This window comes from Bordetella pseudohinzii, assembly GCF_000657795.2.
GTDB lineage: Bacteria > Pseudomonadota > Gammaproteobacteria > Burkholderiales > Burkholderiaceae_B > Bordetella > Bordetella pseudohinzii.
The window spans coordinates 345,323-359,757 of sequence record NZ_JHEP02000002.1 but is presented as its reverse complement, the minus strand read 5'-3'; the positions used below and the strand labels follow the sequence as shown (position 1 = coordinate 359,757).

The following is a 14,435-nucleotide window of genomic DNA, read 5'->3' as shown; positions in this document are numbered from 1 at the left end:
TTCTCAGGGCCTCTAGCTCATGCCTGGTTAGAGCAGCGGACTCATAATCCGTTGGTGCCGAGTTCGACTCTCGGGGGGCCTACCAAAGCATTGACGCGGGTTTGCATGAAGTTCATGCAGCCCGCGTTTTCTTTTGAGTATGGGGTTTTTGCCAATCTGGCCAGGCGCCGTTTTGATGGCTTCGGTCCTGGGTGGGCAGCAAGGGGCTGGCTCCAGTATCGGCTTCAATACTCCCTGAAACAGCAGCACGTTATGCCGCGGTAAGCCGACAAAGCCGGAGCCAGCAAATACCCCCAAGTGTTCGTTGCCTGGTCACGTCATTCTCCAGCTGGTTTGAAGATGTTATGCCGGCTTAGATGGCCTGAAGGCTTTTGCGCGGCGGGCGTGCAGTCCATTCTTTTTGAGGGTAAATACCCATACAAACCGCCCCATCGCGCGTCGTTGTGACCCTATATTCACAGCTCGAATAGGAGAGGAGCGCCATGGCCGGCAGGAACCGCAGTCCCTGGTCAACAGCTTGCTGGGCCGCTTGGGGATTGCGCTGGACTACCAAAGCCATTGGCAGGCCGGCGGCTTGAACCGGGACGCGAGCGTCTATGGCGTCCTTAATATCAAGCATGAATTCCTGGATGGAACGCGCTTGCAGGTGGCTGGCGTGCCGGTGAGCAGCCGCGTGGCGCGCACCTGGGGCAGCGTGGGATTGGGCGCCAATTACGGCTGGGCAGAGCGATACGCGCTCTATGGCCAGATAGAGGCCGATGCTGATTTCTCGGGCAGCTATGTCATCACCGCCACCGCGGGCTTCAGGATGATGTTCTAGCCGGCGGCCAGACCAATAAGGTGGGCAAGATCTGCCATGGATTGGTCTGATTATTGCCGGCACAGCGCTTGCCGCGTTGGCGCGAGCCCGGTGGCTTGTTATAAAAGTGAAATTGATTTTTTGTATTTCGGGGTAGGAAATGTCGATTCGAATCTTGGGCCGTTGCGGCCTGGTGCTGGTGGCCGTTGCCGCGATGGCGGGGTGTTCATCGTTGAGCGGCGGTGGCGGCAGCGCGGCTTCGGAGCGCACGATGAGCCCCTCGCAGGCCAGCAACGAATGCCGCTGGAACCGCAGCAAATGCCTTTATGACGGCAAGTACGAGGCCGGCGAGCGCGACTATGCCGAGCAGGAAGCGCGGCGCCTCAACCTGGCCGAAGTCGAGCGTCTGCGCCGCGCCTTCGGCAAATAGGGCCATCGGCCCGTTATCAGCCGGCTTCATCAGAACGCAACAGCCTGACTGATACTCCTTCCGGCCTCAGCCGGGTTGCACCATGGCGGCGCGTATCGCTTCACGCGGGTCACGGAACACCCGACGCACGTGGCCTTCCTCAGGGGGAAATTGCACGGCCCAGCCAGCGGCTTCGCCGGCGTCGGCCTGTTGGCAGCGCAAGCCTGCGTGGTTGTCGCGCAGCCAGTCCAGCAATGCGGTGTCGCTGTCGGCGCGGGTCTGGGGCGCAGCGGCAGGGGCGTCGTCGTGCAGCAAATGGCGTTTGAGCTGCTTGAGCAATTGCATGGCTTCGCTATGTTCCGGGACTTTTTCGGCCAATTTGGCGATGGCGTACTTCAGGTTCTCCGTGTCGTAACTCATGAGCTAGGCTCCGTTCAGCGAGGATATGCAGCATTAGGCTAAACCGGATAGCGTCCATGACCCCGTTTTTTGCGGTGAGTCTTGGTGAGTATTGGTGCCAGATGTCTGGCGCTGTCCTCGCGGTGGTTCGGCCTCGGCGCCCTTTATTTGACGCCAAGTGGCCCTTTTTGTTGGACCCGAATAAGGGCATGACTGTTCCTCTATTTTTGTAAGCCTTGATAAATGGCTGGGCAGGGGGGCGGCCGGACGGCTGTTGTATAAATCAAGCACCCTCTGGCCCCTGGCGATGGCGTCCGGGCAGCGGGACTACGGCGGGGTGACCATGGCGGCGGATATGGGTGGCGGTGGTTTGGTGCAGGTGCTGACCTTGCTGGGCGCCGCGGTGGTCGCGGTTCCGCTGTTTCGCAAGCTGGGCCTGGGCTCGGTGCTCGGCTATCTGGCCGCGGGCCTGGCCATCGGGCCTTTCGGCCTGGGGCTGATCCGGGATGACGGCACCCTGCTGCATGTGGCCGAACTGGGCGTGGTGATGTTCCTGTTCGTGATCGGGCTGGAAATGCGTCCCTCGCATCTATGGGGGCTCAGGCGCCAGATATTCGGGCTGGGCAGTGTGCAGATCCTGGTGTGCGGGCTTTTGCTGACCGGCGTGGGCCGGGCTTTCGGTTTTTCGCTGCCGGTGTCTTTTGTGTCGGCCATGGGTTTCGTGCTGACGTCGACGGCCGTGGTGGTGCAGATCCTGGGCGAGCGCGGGGATATCGCCCAGCCGGCTGGGCAGAAGGTCGTCTCCGTCCTCTTGTTCGAGGATTTGATGATCGTGCCGCTTTTGCTCATCGTGGCCTTTCTGGCGCCGGCGGGCGCGGCGCCGCGCGAGGCCGGCGAGGTGTTCAAGAGCATAGGTATCGCCGCCGGCGCCTTGGCCGCGCTGATCGCGGCCGGCCTGTGGCTGCTCAATCCCTTGTTCCGCATCCTGGCGCGCGCCCAGGCGCGCGAGGTCATGACGGCGGCCGCCCTGTTGGTGGTGCTGGGGGCGGCGGTCCTGATGGAGAAAAGCCATTTGTCCATGGCCATGGGTGCTTTCATGGCCGGTGTGCTGTTGTCGGAGTCCAGCTTCCGCCATCAGCTCGAGGCCGATATCGAGCCTTTTCGCGGTTTGCTGCTGGGGCTTTTCTTTCTGGCCGTGGGCCTGTCGCTGCGCCTGGACGTGGTCTTGGCCAATTGGCCGCTGATCTGCGCCGGGGTGATCGCGATGATGGCGGTCAAAGGCCTGTGCATCTATGCGGTGGCGCGCGTTTTGCGCAGCTCGCGCGCCGAGGCCCTGGACCGCGCGATCCTCATGGCGCAGGGCGGCGAGTTCGCGTTCGTGCTGTACCAGGCCGCCAATCAGGGGCAGGTGATCAATGACCAGGTCAACGCCAATATGACGGCCATTATCGTGCTGTCCATGGTGTTGACGCCGCTGGTGGTGCTGCTTCATGCGCGCCTGGCGCGCAAGCCGCGGCCCTCGCTGGACGGCGTGGAGCCGGCGCAGGATCTCAAGGGTTGCGCCCTCATCGTGGGTTTCGGCCGCGTGGGGCAGATTGCCAGCCAGGGGCTGCTGGCCAGCGGCGCCGAGATTTCCATCATCGACCATGATCCCGAGGTCATCCGCAACGCGGAAAAATACGGCTTCAAGGTGTATTACGGCGATGGCGCGAGAGGCGATGTGCTGCGCGCGGCGGGCCTGGAGCATATGCGGGCGATCCTGGTCTGCGTCGACGACAAGGACGCCGCCACGCGCATCGTCGAGAATGTGCATGACATCAGTCCGCAGACCAAGGTGCTCGTGCGCGCCTGGGACCGCGAGCATGCCGTGGCGCTGGTCAAGCAGGACGCCGACTATGTGGTGCGCGAGACTTTTGAGTCGGCCATGCTGTTGGGCCGCGAGGCGGTGCGCGCCTTGGGCGCGTCGGATCCGGAGGCGGACGCATATATGCAGGAGGTGCGCCGCCGCGACGCCGAGCGCTTTGCGCTGGAGACCACGGGCGGGATTTTCGCGGGGCGGGACCTGATACTCGGCAATATGGCCAAGAAGCAGCCGTGATCCCGCGCCGGCCTCAGAAGCGCGTGTGCGGGTCGAAAGGGACTTCGCGGGTGTCGGGCGGGTTGAATTCCGGCGCTTCGCCGTTGAGGTCGGCGACCTGGATCTGGGCCAGCCGCGTGGCTTCGGCGATGGCTGTCTGCGCGGCGGGGTAGTGTTGCTCGATATCGATGCGCTGCTCGGCGCCATCGGGCGCCAGCAGGATATAGGCGATCCGCCAGTCACCGTCATGGCCGGCCGGACGTTCAACGCGGAAATCCCATTTGCTTGCGGTCATAGTGCCTCCTTGTCGAGCTGCCATCTTATCCTGGGTGCGCCGCCGCGTCCTAAGCCACGTCGGGTTTGCCGTGCATGCACATCAAGGTCTGCTGGCCCACGGCCACCAGCGTGCGCGCATCGCCTTCGAGGCCAAAGACCTCCATCTGGCAGATGGTCAGGCTGCGGCCATGACGCAGGACGCTGCCCACGGCTTCCAGATGGTCGCCGCGCGCCGGCGCCACGAGATTGATCTTGAACTCGATGGTGAGCACCGAACTGCCCTCGGGGAAGAGGGTATAGCCGGCATAGCCGCCCGCCGTATCGGCAATGGCGCTGGTCGCGCCGGCGTGGAAATAACCATGCTGCTGGGTGAGTTCGGGGCGGAAGGGCATGCGTATCCGGACCATGCCGTGGGCCACCTCGGCCAGTGTGGCGCCGAGATGCCGCATCAGGCCTTGCCGTTCAAAACTCTGGCGGACGCGGGCTTGCTGCTCGGGCGGAAGCCGGGCGTCGGTGGGCACTGTCATGGTGGCGGATCTCCGTGGCGTCAACAGGCCCCAAGCTTAACCGCAGCCGGCGCCCGGGCTGCGCTCGTCAGGCGATCCATGCGCTTTAACGACGCCTGAGGCACAGGGCTAGAATGGTTCTCAGGTTTTCCTTCCTGCCGTTTTCAGGGCATCAACCCGGGACAAAGACCATCATGAATGTCCGCGCTTTGCTGTTGACCTGCCTGACCCTGCTGCTGGCCGGCTGTGCCGGCGCCTCGGATCGGTTTGCCCATCCAGGGCCGCCGCAACCTGGCGCGGCCAATCCCTATAGCAGCGGCGGGTTTCGTGACCCCGGCCCCAATTATCCGGACACCGGGCGCTGAAAGCGCCGGCCGGGAGGGTGAAAGAGTCGGTAGCTTTGTGTGCAGAGTCTGTCTGAAAAGTGTAATTTCTGGTAAATTGGTAAGTTAAATTGTCACACCTGAAGGGCAGACTCGCAGGGCTGGCCCGCCCTCGACACAAAGCTATGGACCACGAAGACTATCTGGTCACGGGACGTCTCGAAATCGTGCATCTGCTGCTGACGATCATGCAGCGGCAGTCGCTGGTGTTCATGCATGTGCCGGGCCGCCCCATCAATAGCGTCACTTCGCTGCTGGCCGTGGACGCGGAACGCGGCGAGATCGTGCTCGACGCGGCCCAGGAAAGCGCCATCAATGAGCGCATCGCCACGGGCGAGCGCGTGTCGTTCGAGACCTCGCTGGACAACATCCGCGTGTCGTTTTCGGGCAGCGAGATCGCGCCGACGGACTTCGACGGCCGTCCGGCGTTGCGCATGCCGCTGCCCGCGGCGATTTCGCGCATGCAGCGGCGCGATTCCTTCCGTATCGACGTGCCGGTGCTCAAGCCCGCCACCTGGTCCATGGCCGGCCGCCGCCTGACGCTGCCCCTCAAGGACATCAGCTCGACCGGACTGGCCCTGAACGATGTCGAGCAGCAGATGGACACGACGCCGGGCGCCGAGTATGACGGCGTGCTGAGCCTGCCGGAGATCGGCGCCTTCGCCCTGACCGTGAGGGTGGTGCATCACGCCGACCAGGATGCCGGCAAGGGCAAGGTGCTGCGCCGCATCGGCTGTACCTTCGTGGACCTGGAAAATGGCATCCGCATTCGAATCCAGTCCTACGTCAACACCCTGCAGCGCGCCATGATCGCGCGCCAGCGCGGCAATTGAGGGCGGCGGGCGCCGCCCTGTCCGCGCCTCAGTCTTTCTCGACTTCCCAGGCGCGCGGCTTTTTCACGGCCCAGGGCGTGTAGCCCTTCACGTTGTTGCGGAACGCGCCCACATCCAGGCCGTTGTAGATCGGGATGGACGGCACATCGGCCATAAAGTGCTTGTGCAGTTCGTCAAACAGGCGCTGGCGTTCGGCGTGGTCCGTGGCCTGGGAGGCTTGCGCGACCAGTTCGATGGCCTTGGGGTTGTCCCAGAGCTTGCGCGGTTGCTTGTCCTTGTCGCCGGTCAGCATTTCGTAGTTCAGCGCGGCGTCCAGGCGGGCCGAGTACGGGAAGGTCATCATCTGGTATTTGCCCGCGTTGTAGCGGTCCAGCTGCGTGGCCCACTCCATGGTTTCCAGTTTGACCTTGATGCCCACGGCCTGCAGCATGGCCTGCACGAGCACCGCCGCGTTATATGACTGCGGATAGCGTTTGGTCGCCATTAGGCTGATTTCCTGGCCGCGATAGCCGGATTCGGCCACCAGCTTCTGCGCCAGCGCCGGGTCGTATTTCCAGCCCTGCTTCTGCACGGCGCCATAGTAGGGCGAGGCCAGCGGCACGACCGAGTTGTTGGCCTCGGCCAATCCCTCGGTCACCGCGGCGGCGAGCTGGGCGTAGTCGATCGCGTGGGCGATGGCCTCGCGCAGCTTGAGGTTGGACAGCAGCGGATCGCGTGTCTGCATCAGCACGCCGGTCATGCTCATTACCGGCGCATAGGCCACCTTGACGGCGGATTCCTTCTTCAGCACCGGGACATCGTTGTACGACAGGTCTTCGATGACGTCGATATCGCCGCGCAGCAAGGCCGTCTTGGCGGTCGAATCGTCCGGCACGATGACAAAGCGCACTTCGTCGACCAAGGGGCGCTTGGAGCCGGTGTAGCCGTCGCGCTTGCCGCCGAGGTTGGCGTACTCGGCAAAGCGCGTCAGGCTGACGTATTCGCCGCGTTTCCATTCGGCCAGGCGGAAGGGGCCGGTGCCGATGGGTTTGTCCCAGCTGCCGTCGGCCTTGACCGAGGCCTTGTTCAGGATGCCGGTGCCGCCGCAATCCGAGCGCGCCAGCGTGCCCAGGAACAGGCCGTTGGGCTTGTCCAGGGTGAACACCACCGTCTGGGCATCCGGCGCGGTCACGCTTTCGACCTTGGCCGGACCCCGGCCATCGAACTCGCTCACGCAACGCCAGCCGGAATCCGGGCGCATATAGTGCTGCCAGGTCCAGATCACGTCGGCCGAACTCAGGCGCTCGCCATTGTGGAAAGGCACGCCGTCGCGCAGCTTGAAGGTATAGGTTTTCCCGTCGGCGCTGACATCCACCGACTTGGCCAGCAGCGGCCGGATTTCCGCGTCCTCGCCATAGGCCACCAGGCCTTCCACGATGTGGGGCACAACGGCATCGCTGTTGCTGTCCCGGTTGACGCCGGGCTCGGTGGAACGGATGTCGGCGGTGAACGAGATGCGCAGGGGCTGGGCGGCCAGGACGGGGGCCGCGAGCGTGGCCAGCGTCAGCGCGGCGGCCAATCGGTGCAATGTCATATCAGGTCCGGAATGAGAGGGGAGGTCAGGAGAAGGCCGGCAGCACCTGCGGCTCGTCCTTCAGGCTGTAGCGGGTGAAAACGCGGTTCAGGGCCGGCAGCGGCGCGACTTCCATGACGCCGGCCGCCGGCTCCATGATGACCATGGCCACCGTGGCCGAGATGTTGTCGTGGCTGCCCGGGCGCGGCGGGCGGCAGACGGAATAGGGCGTGGCGAAATCATCGAAGAAGGCGCGCTTCATGTCTTCGCGGGTGATCTTGTCTTGCTGGTTGAGCAGCTTGCGCACGCGCCAGTCGCGATAGGCGCTGTCCGGCGTGGAGCCGCGGCCCGTGTCGCGCAGCTTGCCCAGCGCGACTTCGCTGACCCAGTGGTTGGCGTGCACGATCAGGTGGTCGTCGCCCGGGTAGATGGGGAAGGCTTCATTGGTGGTGCATTCGTAGTCGATGCCGAACCCCTGGGCCATGCCTATCATGATGTTGTTCGAGCACGATTTCGCCGTGGTCGCCACCGCCTTGATCGCCAGCGCGAAGTGCTCCTGTTCCAGCACCTTGCGGCGGATGAGCGACAGCGGCACGCCCAGCTGCGTGAAATCGCGTTCGCTTTCCAGATAGTTGGCGGTGATCGAGATGCCCGCGCTGTTGAAGCCCGAGCGCGACAGTCCACCGGCCTCGACGAAGGTCAGAAAGTCGGGGCCATGATCATTGCGCACGCGCAGCACGACCGAGGTTTCGGCGCACTCGGCGCGCCAATCCCAGTTCTGGCCATGGATGAGATGGCCGCTGGCCGAACGCTCGGGCAGCACCAGGGCGCCCGTGCAGCCGTCGAGCTCGGTGATTTTCTTTTTTTCCGCGCGCGCCTTGGCGACGACTTCCGTGCGCGCGTTGATCATGACGATGTCTTCGAAAGGCAGATCGGCGCCAGCGGCGATGCCGCGCATTTCTTCGATGTAATGCGGGGCAAAGTGTTCGATTTCAGCGACAAAACCACCGATCAGCCGGCTGCGCGCCGGGCCGTCATAGCCCAGGTCGACCAGGGTTTGGCCATAGAGCGCGGCACTTTTGCGCACGCGGGCGGCGGCTTGCCGCCCATAGGACCGGCCACGCTCTTCGGGGGTGCCGGAGACGGAAATAAAGGGGAACTGCTCGATCTGTGCCATGAAGGGATGCCGAAGCGGAAACAGGGTGGAAACGGGAAGCGAAAAAATATTAGCCTATTTTGGCGCCAATTCTTCCAAGGGTTTTCCTGAGTGCTAGTCTGGGCGGCCGGGTCGAATAAATTGTACTTTTATTATTAAAAAGACATGATAGATTTTGTCCAGAAGTGTTGAACTAATGCAAGAGAAAGCCAGCTATCCTAGGGGCCGTGTCATTTCAAAGCCCGGTGGACGGGGGGTTATTGACGAATTCCAACGCCATCCTGGCGCGCCTGGTGCAGTGGCTGGAGCAGAGCCGTCCGCCGGTGGGCACGCATTTGCCGGCCCAGCAACTGGCCGATCTTCTGGGAGTGTCGCGTTCGCCGGTCGGCCAGGCCTTGGCGGTCCTGGCCGAGCGCGGCTGGTTGCGCCGGCAGCCGCGCCGCGGCTATTACGTCGATCGCCTGCCGGATCCCGGTGTGGCCTTGTGGCACGACGCGCCGCGGGCGCAGGCCGAGAATGTGCTGCAGCCGTTTCGCCTGCGCTTGGCCGTGGTGCCGGCGGCCTTGCTGGAGCCGGGCTACCGCCTGGCGCCCGCTGCGATCCGGCGTTTGCGCGCCGCCGAGGCCCGGCTGCATGCCGCCGGCAACGCGACGCGGACCCAGCAGGAGCTGGACTTCCAGGAAGCCCTGACCGCCGCGGCGGACAATCCCTATTTCACCGACACCATCCGGCGCCTGAACCGCGCTCACCGTCTGCGGATCATCGCGGATCCGCGCTGGCGCGAGCGAAGCGAACAGCGCCTGGCGGTGCTGGACCTGCTGGAGCAGGGGCGCGGCGAAGCGGCTTCGCGCCTCCTGGCCAGCCATTTACGCAGTACGCTTAGCGGCCTGGCCGATCAAGAGCCGGGTGAGGCAAGGAGAATGCAAGATGAAGCTGGATGACAAAATACGCGCGGCCTTTCTGCGCGAAGGCAAGCTGCGCGCATCGATCAATGTGGGCAACCCGATTCTGGCGCGCCGGGACGAGCAGGCTGGCGCGGCGGGTGTGTCGGTGGACCTGGCCCGTGAGTTCGCCAAGCGGCTGGAGGCCGAGCTGGACCTCGTGATATTTGCCTCGGCGGGCGAATCGGTCGAGGCGGTGGCCGCCGAACAGGCCGATATCGGTTTTTTCGCCATTGATCCCAAGCGCGGCGAGCAGATCGCCTTCACCCATCCCTACGTCATCATCGAGGGCGCCTACCTGGTGCGCGAAGACGCTCCGGTGGCCTCGCGCGACGAAGTCGATCGCGAAGGCCTGACCGTGATGGTGGGCAAGGGCAGCGCCTATGATCTCTATCTGAGCCGCGAACTGCGCCATGCGCGCATCGCGCGCGCCCCGACGTCGCCAGCCGTGGTCGAGACCTTTCTCGCGCAGGGCGCCGATGTCGCGGCCGGCGTGCGCCAGCAGCTGCAGGCCGACGCCCGCCGCCTTGGCGGCCTGCGCATGCTGGACGGGCATTTCATGCTGATCCGCCAGGCCATGGGCCTGCCCAAGTCGCGCGGCCAGGCCGCCCATGCCTATCTGGCGTCTTTCGTGGAGCAAATGAAGGCGACCGGCTTCGTGGCGGCGGCCCTGCAGCGCCATGGCATCGAGGGCGCGGCCGTGGCCGGGCCCGGGGACCGCTGATGGCCGCCCCGCGCTTGAGCATCCACTACTGCACCCAGTGCCAATGGCTGCTGCGGGCCGCCTGGATGGCCCAGGAACTGCTGTCCACCTTTGGCACCGATCTGGCCGAAGTGGCGCTGGTGCCGGGCACGGGCGGCGTCTTTCGTATCGAGTACGAGGGCCAGACCTTGTGGGACCGCAAGACCGATGGCGGCTTTCCGGACGCCAAGACCCTCAAGCAACGCGTGCGCGACCGCCTGGACCCGGGCCGCGACCTGGGCCACATCGACAAGCACGGCGCATCCTGAGGGGTTTCAATGCCCCGCCAGGCAGCCGAGCAGGGTTCGCGCGGCGCGCGCATCCCCTACTATCTGCAAGGCGCCGCCGTCCGCGCCGTCCAGCGCGGCCAGCAGGTCGGCGCGCGAGCCGCGCAGGCTGAGGGCGGCCGCCGGCAAGGGGCCGCGCTGCGCTTGCAGGCCCCGGGCATCCCAGCGCAGTTGATAGGCCTGGCCGTCGAGCACCAGCTCGGCCTGGCCGGCCTGCGCGGGCGGGGCAAAGCGCGCGCGCAGCGTCAGCATCATGGCGTCCGGGCCGGCCGCCGGCGTGCAGCCGCCCCAGCGCTCCAGGGCCAGCAACAGGCCGTCAAGCGCGCGCCCATGATCGGTCAGCTCATACATCCAGGCCGCCGCCGGCGGCGGCAGGCGCAGCCGGCGCAACACGCCGGCGGTCTCCAGTTCGGTCAGGCGCTGCGTCAGGACATTGGCGCTGATGCCCGGCAGGCCGCGCCGCAATTCGGTGAAGCGCCGCGGTCCGGGCAGCAGCTCGCGCACCACGAGCAAGGCCCAGCGTTCGCCCACGGCGTCCAGGGCGCGTGCCGCTCCGCCATCGCTCTCGTATTTTCGCTTGCTCGTCATCGGATCGTCGGGTCTGCCGCCAAGCGGTAATAATAAGACGGTCCGCCCGCGGGGGCGAAGCACCCTGACCGCCATCCATGACTCTCAAGCAACTCGAAGCCTTCTACTGGGCGGCGACCTGCGCCAGCTTTGCCGTGGCCGCGCAGCGGCTGCATCTTTCCGTGTCTTCGCTGTCCAAGCGCATCGCCGAGCTGGAAGAGGATCTCGGGCAGACATTGTTCGATCGCAGCGGACATCGCGCCGCCCTGACAGCCGCCGGCGACCGCCTGGTGCCGCAGGCGCGCGAACTCCTGGGCGCCGCCGACCGCATCCGCGCCTCCATGGCCGCGCGCGACGCGCTGGCCGGGCGCTGCCGCTTCGGCGTGGGAGAGTTGAGCGCGCTGACCTGGCTGCCGGCCCTGATCGGCCGTGTGCGCCAGGATTACCCCTCCCTGGCGCTGGAGCCCTATGTCGATGTGGGCCAGGTGCTGGAACGCAAGGTGGCCGACGGTGAACTGGACTTCGCCATCATCGCGGGCCGGTCTTCGCGCGCCGGTATCGCCTCGGTGCCCGTTGGCGAGGCGCGCTTTGTGTGGGTGGGCGCGCCGCGCGCCGTCGGCCAGGCCACGCATGTCACGCCGGAGCTGCTGCGGCAATGCCCCCTGGTGTCCCTGCCCGAGGGCGCGGGCACCTCGCGCCTGCTGCAAGCCTGGCAGGGCACGCTGGCCGAGGCCGAGCACCGGCTGCATTGCAACAACTGGGGCGCCATCGTGGGCATGCTGGTCGAGGGCACGGGCGTGGGGCTGTTGCCGGTGCACTGGGCCCAGGCGCTGGAACAGGACGGCAGCCTGCGCATTCTCGCCAGCGATCCGGCGCCCGGCGCCTTGCCGTACTCCTTCCAGTACCGGCGCGACGACAGCCGGGTGCTGGTCGAGAAAATGCGCACCGAAGTCATGCGCGCGGTGGATTTTTCCGCGCGCTGCCGCCTGCCTTGATTCTTTCCTAGCGCTGGCCGTCGTGCACGGCGACGGCTTCCTTGGTCAGGCCTCCCAGGCGTGAATGCACGCGACCGCCCGTGCCCATGACCAGGGCGAACAGGATTTCATCCGGGCGCGGCGCATCTTGGATGCCGATCTCGATGCTGTTGAAGTGGCTGCGCACATACGAGGCATGGATGTAGTGCACCGGCACCATGAGGCGATAGCCGGCCGAGGCCACTGCCTTGACGGCTGGCACCATGGCCTTGGGTTCGCCCAGCACGGTCCGCATGGCCCAGCCGCCGGCCTCGTGCCAGACCGCGCCGTGCTCCATTTCGCCGTTGATCCCCACGATGGCGGCCTTGCTGTAGACCTCGATATGCTCCTTGCCCAGCGTGTCGACCAATTCGGTCGCCAGCAGGGTGCCCAGTGAGCGCAGTTCCGCCATGAAGGGCATGAGGTCGGGCTCGTAGCGACCGGCGTAGGGATTGCGGATGACCGCGCAGGACGCGGCCAGCTTCAGTGGCTGGGCCGGGGGCGGGCCGTTTTCATGATAGGTCGTCTCGACGATGAGGGTGCGCTTGCGGATGTCGATCAATGACATGGCCTGAGTCCTTTGAGGGGGTTACTGGGGTGGGATGCCGGCTTCTTTGACGATGCCGGACCATTTATCGATTTCGCTGCGCACAAAGGCGCCGAACTCCGCCGGGCTTTGCGTTTTCACGCTCAGGCCTTGGCGCGCATAGGCCTCGCGCAGCGTGTCGGAGGCCAAGGCGGCGTCCAGCGCGCGCGCCAGTTTTCCGGTGATCTCGGGCGGCAACCCGGCCGGGCCCATCAGGCCGAACCACACGGTCAGGTCAAAGCCCGGCGCGCCGCTTTCGTTCAGGGTGGGAATGTCCGGGGTGAGGGCAAAGCGCTCGGGCGTGCTCACGCCGTAGACCTTGACCTTGCCGGCGCGCGCTTGCTGCAGGCCATTGGCCAGATCGGTGAATGTCAGGTCCACGGTGCCGCCGATGACGTCGGTCAGGGCCTGGGGCCCGCCGCGATAGGGCACGGGCGTGACCGTCATGTCCCCCATGGCGGCCAGCTTGGCGCCAAACACCTGGGCGCTGCCGGAACCATAGGCGTAGGTCAGCTTGCCTGGATGCTGGCGCCCGTAGGCGAAGAGCTCGCCCACATTGGCGCCCGCCACGCCATGGCCGCCCACCAGCAGATACGGGGTCTCGGCGACCGCGCCGATGGGTGTGAGATCGCGCGCCGGATCATAGGGCAGGTCCTTGAAGAGGCTCACGCCGCTGGCGGCCGTCGAGACCCCGACCACGACCAGCGTATAACCGTCGGGTTTGGCGCGGGCGACATCGTTGGTGCCGATGGTGCCATTGGCGCCCGGCTTGTTTTCCACCACCACCGGCTGGCCCAGCTGCGCCGACATGCCCTGGCCAAGGCTGCGCGCGACCACATCGGTGATGCTGCCCGGCGGGAAGGGCACCATCATGCGTATCGGCTTGTCCGGATAGGCGGCCGCGGCCGTCGTGGCCAGGCTGATGCCCAGCACAAGGGCGAGCAAGGTCTTGCTCATGGGTTGTCTCCTTTGTTTTTGTCGTGATGTCGCGGATTGGTTCAGGCGCCGGGGCTGCCCTGCTCTAGATAGCGGTGAATGGCGGTGTTGTCGCTGCCGGCCGGCAGGTGCGCCAGGGCGGCTTTCCAGAGCCTTGCGCACAGGGACAGCTGGCGTGCCTCCAGCCCCGTGAGCGCCTGCAGCGATTGCGCCGTGTCCAAGTCCTTGGCCATCAAGGCCAGCGCGAAGCCGCCGTTGTAGGTCTCGGGGATGATGAATTGCTTGAGCTTGGTCTCGGTGGCCACGTTGCGGCCGCTCGAAGCATTGAGCACGTCGGCGAGGATCTCCGGATCCAGGTCCATGCGCCGGGCGATGGCCAGGGCCTCGGAGACGGCCAGCAGGCCGGCCGCATAGACATAGTTGTTCAAGGCCTTCATGGCATGGGCGGAGGCCACCGCGCCGGTGTGGATAATGGCCGCGCCCATGCATTGCAGGATGGGGCGGGCCCGTTCCAGGTCGGCCTCTTTGCCGCCCGCCATGATGGCCAATGTGCCGTTGGCCGCCTTGGCCACCGCGCCGGAGACCGGAGCATCCAGCATGGCCAGCCCGCGTTCGGCGAGGGCCTGGGCCAGGCGCAGCGTTTCGGCCGGATTGGAGGAACCCATGTCGATCAACAGCGCGCCGGGGCGCAGCACCTTGGCCAGCCCGGCCTGGCCCGCCGCGCCCAACACCACGGTATTGGTGATGGGGCTGTTGGGCAGCATGGTGATGACGACCTCGCAGTCGGCCAGCGCCGCGAGGTCGGCGGCGCGCGTGAGCCGTGTATTCCAGGCTGGGTGTCCGGTCAGGCGCTCGAAGGGCGCTTCGGCGCTGTCATACGCCAGGATGGTCCAGCGCTCATCCCGAGCCAGATTTTCCAGCATGGGCAGGCCCATCATGCCCAAGCCGACAAAGCCCAGTTTCCGATTCATGC

17 protein-coding genes, 1 tRNA gene and 1 pseudogene are annotated in these 14,435 nt (G+C 65.7%); 10 read left to right on the top strand and 9 right to left on the bottom strand.

What is annotated here, in order from left to right; translation table 11 throughout:
* Positions 1 to 6 precede the first annotated feature (6 nt).
* From L540_RS03880 to L540_RS03870, 3 genes and pseudogenes are all read left to right on the top strand, one after another.
* A tRNA-Ile gene (locus L540_RS03880) sits at positions 7 to 85 on the top strand.
* A 429-nt stretch (positions 86 to 514) separates the two neighbouring features.
* Positions 515 to 820 (top strand): annotated as a pseudogene (locus tag L540_RS03875) (autotransporter outer membrane beta-barrel domain-containing protein); the annotation flags it as partial.
* Between the two features lie 139 nt (positions 821 to 959).
* On the top strand, positions 960 to 1,229 hold the full coding sequence (locus L540_RS03870; RefSeq protein ID WP_048025838.1) for a hypothetical protein: 270 nt from the start codon (positions 960 to 962) through the stop codon (positions 1,227 to 1,229).
* Positions 1,230 to 1,295: 66 nt separating this feature from the next.
* Here the strand turns inward: L540_RS03870 and L540_RS03865 are convergent, their stop codons facing one another.
* Complete coding sequence (locus L540_RS03865; protein WP_043212459.1) at positions 1,296 to 1,628, bottom strand: hypothetical protein; 333 nt, start codon at positions 1,626 to 1,628, stop codon at positions 1,296 to 1,298.
* A gap of 322 nt (positions 1,629 to 1,950) precedes the next feature.
* Between L540_RS03865 and L540_RS03860 the strand changes: the two genes are divergently transcribed.
* On the top strand, positions 1,951 to 3,705 hold the full coding sequence (locus L540_RS03860; protein ID WP_043212462.1) for a monovalent cation:proton antiporter-2 (CPA2) family protein: 1,755 nt from the start codon (positions 1,951 to 1,953) through the stop codon (positions 3,703 to 3,705).
* Between the two features lie 13 nt (positions 3,706 to 3,718).
* Here L540_RS03860 and L540_RS03855 read toward each other — a convergent pair whose 3' ends face one another.
* Both L540_RS03855 and L540_RS03850 read right to left on the bottom strand, forming a co-directional pair.
* Positions 3,719 to 3,979, bottom strand: a complete 261-nt coding sequence (locus tag L540_RS03855) for a hypothetical protein (protein ID WP_043212464.1) — start codon at positions 3,977 to 3,979, stop codon at positions 3,719 to 3,721.
* 49 nt (positions 3,980 to 4,028) lie between these two features.
* On the bottom strand, positions 4,029 to 4,487 hold the full coding sequence (locus L540_RS03850) for a PaaI family thioesterase (protein ID WP_043212467.1): 459 nt from the start codon (positions 4,485 to 4,487) through the stop codon (positions 4,029 to 4,031).
* Between the two features lie 173 nt (positions 4,488 to 4,660).
* Between L540_RS03850 and L540_RS21870 the strand changes: the two genes are divergently transcribed.
* A complete protein-coding gene (locus L540_RS21870) occupies positions 4,661 to 4,831 on the top strand; it encodes a hypothetical protein (RefSeq protein WP_165590421.1) in 171 nt (56 codons plus the stop codon).
* 143 nt (positions 4,832 to 4,974) lie between these two features.
* Complete coding sequence (locus L540_RS03845; RefSeq protein WP_043212470.1) at positions 4,975 to 5,682, top strand: flagellar brake protein; 708 nt, start codon at positions 4,975 to 4,977, stop codon at positions 5,680 to 5,682.
* 28 nt (positions 5,683 to 5,710) lie between these two features.
* Here the strand turns inward: L540_RS03845 and L540_RS03840 are convergent, their stop codons facing one another.
* Entirely contained in the window at positions 5,711 to 7,255 is a 1,545-nt protein-coding gene (locus L540_RS03840; protein ID WP_043212472.1) for an ABC transporter substrate-binding protein, read from the bottom strand.
* 25 nt (positions 7,256 to 7,280) lie between these two features.
* Positions 7,281 to 8,411 carry a C45 family autoproteolytic acyltransferase/hydolase gene (locus L540_RS03835; protein WP_043212474.1) on the bottom strand — a complete coding sequence of 377 codons (1,131 nt, stop codon included), beginning with the start codon at positions 8,409 to 8,411 and terminating at the stop codon, positions 7,281 to 7,283.
* A gap of 239 nt (positions 8,412 to 8,650) precedes the next feature.
* Between L540_RS03835 and L540_RS03830 the strand changes: the two genes are divergently transcribed.
* Genes L540_RS03830 through L540_RS03820 form a run of 3 tightly spaced genes read left to right on the top strand, consistent with a single transcriptional unit; the run spans position 8,651 to position 10,342 of the window.
* Positions 8,651 to 9,331, top strand: a complete 681-nt coding sequence (locus tag L540_RS03830; RefSeq protein WP_043212475.1) for a GntR family transcriptional regulator — start codon at positions 8,651 to 8,653, stop codon at positions 9,329 to 9,331.
* Entirely contained in the window at positions 9,318 to 10,055 is a 738-nt protein-coding gene (locus L540_RS03825; RefSeq protein ID WP_043212478.1) for an ABC transporter substrate-binding protein, read from the top strand. Before L540_RS03830 ends, L540_RS03825 begins: the two co-directional genes overlap by 14 nt.
* The gene (locus L540_RS03820) at positions 10,055 to 10,342 is read left to right on the top strand and encodes an Rdx family protein (protein WP_043212479.1); all 288 of its coding nucleotides are present in this window, start codon (positions 10,055 to 10,057) and stop codon (positions 10,340 to 10,342) included. Before L540_RS03825 ends, L540_RS03820 begins: the two co-directional genes overlap by 1 nt.
* Positions 10,343 to 10,348: 6 nt before the next feature.
* Here L540_RS03820 and L540_RS21720 read toward each other — a convergent pair whose 3' ends face one another.
* On the bottom strand, positions 10,349 to 10,948 hold the full coding sequence (locus L540_RS21720; protein ID WP_048025837.1) for a winged helix-turn-helix transcriptional regulator: 600 nt from the start codon (positions 10,946 to 10,948) through the stop codon (positions 10,349 to 10,351).
* Between the two features lie 77 nt (positions 10,949 to 11,025).
* On the opposite strand from L540_RS21720, the gene L540_RS03810 reads away from it, so the two are divergent.
* On the top strand, positions 11,026 to 11,922 hold the full coding sequence (locus L540_RS03810; RefSeq protein ID WP_043212481.1) for a LysR family transcriptional regulator: 897 nt from the start codon (positions 11,026 to 11,028) through the stop codon (positions 11,920 to 11,922).
* Between the two features lie 7 nt (positions 11,923 to 11,929).
* Here the strand turns inward: L540_RS03810 and L540_RS03805 are convergent, their stop codons facing one another.
* From L540_RS03805 to L540_RS03795, 3 genes are read right to left on the bottom strand one after another with little or no spacing between them, the layout of a single operon-like run.
* Positions 11,930 to 12,508: an amino acid synthesis family protein gene (locus tag L540_RS03805; protein ID WP_029578793.1), complete on the bottom strand. Its 579-nt coding sequence runs from the start codon at positions 12,506 to 12,508 to the stop codon at positions 11,930 to 11,932.
* Between the two features lie 21 nt (positions 12,509 to 12,529).
* On the bottom strand, positions 12,530 to 13,483 hold the full coding sequence (locus tag L540_RS03800; protein ID WP_043212484.1) for a Bug family tripartite tricarboxylate transporter substrate binding protein: 954 nt from the start codon (positions 13,481 to 13,483) through the stop codon (positions 12,530 to 12,532).
* 41 nt (positions 13,484 to 13,524) lie between these two features.
* A complete protein-coding gene (locus L540_RS03795; RefSeq protein ID WP_043212486.1) occupies positions 13,525 to 14,433 on the bottom strand; it encodes an NAD(P)-dependent oxidoreductase in 909 nt (302 codons plus the stop codon).
* Positions 14,434 to 14,435 lie beyond the last annotated feature (2 nt).

What these genes read in the sequence shown, in the direction of transcription:
- L540_RS03870 (WP_048025838.1), top strand. Translation starts at nt 960, where the DNA reads ATGTCGATTCGAATCTTGGGCCGTTGCGGCCTGGTGCTGGTGGCCGTT.
- L540_RS03865 (WP_043212459.1), bottom strand. Translation starts at nt 1,628, where the DNA reads ATGAGTTACGACACGGAGAACCTGAAGTACGCCATCGCCAAATTGGCC.
- L540_RS03860 (WP_043212462.1), top strand. Translation starts at nt 1,951, where the DNA reads ATGGCGGCGGATATGGGTGGCGGTGGTTTGGTGCAGGTGCTGACCTTG.
- L540_RS03855 (WP_043212464.1), bottom strand. Translation starts at nt 3,979, where the DNA reads ATGACCGCAAGCAAATGGGATTTCCGCGTTGAACGTCCGGCCGGCCAT.
- L540_RS03850 (WP_043212467.1), bottom strand. Translation starts at nt 4,487, where the DNA reads ATGACAGTGCCCACCGACGCCCGGCTTCCGCCCGAGCAGCAAGCCCGC.
- L540_RS21870 (WP_165590421.1), top strand. Translation starts at nt 4,661, where the DNA reads ATGAATGTCCGCGCTTTGCTGTTGACCTGCCTGACCCTGCTGCTGGCC.
- L540_RS03845 (WP_043212470.1), top strand. Translation starts at nt 4,975, where the DNA reads ATGGACCACGAAGACTATCTGGTCACGGGACGTCTCGAAATCGTGCAT.
- L540_RS03840 (WP_043212472.1), bottom strand. Translation starts at nt 7,255, where the DNA reads ATGACATTGCACCGATTGGCCGCCGCGCTGACGCTGGCCACGCTCGCG.
- L540_RS03835 (WP_043212474.1), bottom strand. Translation starts at nt 8,411, where the DNA reads ATGGCACAGATCGAGCAGTTCCCCTTTATTTCCGTCTCCGGCACCCCC.
- L540_RS03825 (WP_043212478.1), top strand. Translation starts at nt 9,318, where the DNA reads ATGAAGCTGGATGACAAAATACGCGCGGCCTTTCTGCGCGAAGGCAAG.
- L540_RS03820 (WP_043212479.1), top strand. Translation starts at nt 10,055, where the DNA reads ATGGCCGCCCCGCGCTTGAGCATCCACTACTGCACCCAGTGCCAATGG.
- L540_RS21720 (WP_048025837.1), bottom strand. Translation starts at nt 10,948, where the DNA reads ATGACGAGCAAGCGAAAATACGAGAGCGATGGCGGAGCGGCACGCGCC.
- L540_RS03810 (WP_043212481.1), top strand. Translation starts at nt 11,026, where the DNA reads ATGACTCTCAAGCAACTCGAAGCCTTCTACTGGGCGGCGACCTGCGCC.
- L540_RS03805 (WP_029578793.1), bottom strand. Translation starts at nt 12,508, where the DNA reads ATGTCATTGATCGACATCCGCAAGCGCACCCTCATCGTCGAGACGACC.
- L540_RS03800 (WP_043212484.1), bottom strand. Translation starts at nt 13,483, where the DNA reads ATGAGCAAGACCTTGCTCGCCCTTGTGCTGGGCATCAGCCTGGCCACG.
- L540_RS03795 (WP_043212486.1), bottom strand. Translation starts at nt 14,433, where the DNA reads ATGAATCGGAAACTGGGCTTTGTCGGCTTGGGCATGATGGGCCTGCCC.